1 protein-coding gene is annotated in these 717 nt (G+C 66.8%); it reads left to right on the forward strand.

Features of this window, described 5'->3' with window-relative positions; genetic code table 11:
• Positions 1-717 (forward strand): MATE family efflux transporter (locus EN969_RS33855; protein WP_245467676.1); only part of this gene is annotated, 717 nt, incomplete at both ends.

Raw genomic sequence — 717 nt, forward strand, 5'->3', positions numbered from 1 at the left:
CATCGGCCTGGCTGCCGTGGTGATGCTGGAGAAGAAGTTCCGCCGTTATCGTCTGTTCGGACGGTTCTGGCGATCGGACTGGCCACGCTTCAAGGGCCTGTTGCGGCTCGGCCTGCCGATTGCCGGCATTCTCGCCTTCGAGGTGACTATCTTCAATGCGGCCGCCCTGCTGATGGGCCTGATCGACGCGGATTCGCTGGCCGCGCACGCGATCGCCATCCAGATCGCCTCGATCTCCTTCATGGTGCCGCTTGGCCTCAACCAGGCGGTGACGGTGCGCGTCGGCCTTGCGCATGGCGCCGGCAATCCGCAAGGCGTGTCGCGCGCCGGCTGGACCGCCTTCGTCATCGGCGTCTCGTTCATGGCGCTGATGGGGCTGGTGATGATCCTGTGGCCGCATCCGCTGATCAGCGCCTTCATCGATCTGAGCAATCCGGCCAATGCCAGGGTGATCGAACTTGCCGTGTCGTTCCTGGTCTTCGCGGCGCTATTCCAGGTCTTCGACGGCGCCCAGGCGGTGGCCGCCGGCATGCTGCGCGGCCTGCACGACACCAAGGTGCCGATGATCTATGCCGCGATCGGCTATTGGGGCGTCGGCCTGCCGCTCGGCGTGCTGCTCGCCTTCCATTTCGGCCTGCATGGCGTCGGCATCTGGATCGGCCTGTCGACGGGGCTGGCCGTGGTGGCCGCGCTGCTGCTGGCGCGCTGGCTGCGGCG

The organism is Mesorhizobium sp. M7A.F.Ca.CA.003.01.2.1 (assembly GCF_003998945.1).
GTDB classification, from domain to species: Bacteria; Pseudomonadota; Alphaproteobacteria; order Rhizobiales; family Rhizobiaceae; genus Mesorhizobium; species Mesorhizobium ciceri.